1 pseudogene is annotated in these 412 nt (G+C 48.3%); it reads left to right on the top strand.

Annotation, left to right across the window (positions count from 1 at the left end):
- Positions 1 to 201: 201 nt before the first annotated feature.
- Positions 202 to 412, top strand: a pseudogene (locus M3221_RS25715) (hypothetical protein); the annotation flags it as partial.

The raw sequence follows: 412 nt of genomic DNA, 5'->3' as shown, positions 1-412 counted from the left end.
ATTTATCCCTGTGAAATACATGGCTACTATACGGTATAGTACCGTCCATAATGCGGCAACGTAAATTTCACACGTGCTTTCAATTTACTGATTATTAAATAATTTAAATGAATACAATAGAAAACCACTAAAATATTATTGATATTATAAAAACAATAACATTACCATTCAGTACAGTGACAAACGACACAAGGAACCATCATGCCTTATCTGTTACTGACGCTGGCGGCTCTGTTCTGGGGCGGGAATTATGTTGTCGGGCACGTGCTGGTGCAGGGCGTGGATCCGATCCTGATGACCGAAGCGCGCTGGGCGCTGACGGCGCTGCTGCTGGGCCTGCTCTACCGACGGCAAATCGCCGGCAGTCGCCACCTGCTGCGGGCAAACGCGCCAGCGGTGGTGGTGCTAACCC

The sequence above is a fragment of the Domibacillus indicus genome (genome assembly GCF_023715895.1).
Classification (GTDB): domain Bacteria; phylum Bacillota; class Bacilli; order Bacillales; family Domibacillaceae; genus Domibacillus; species Domibacillus indicus_A.
The sequence above is the reverse complement of the archived record's forward strand: the minus strand, read 5'-3'. Positions and strand labels throughout refer to the sequence as shown.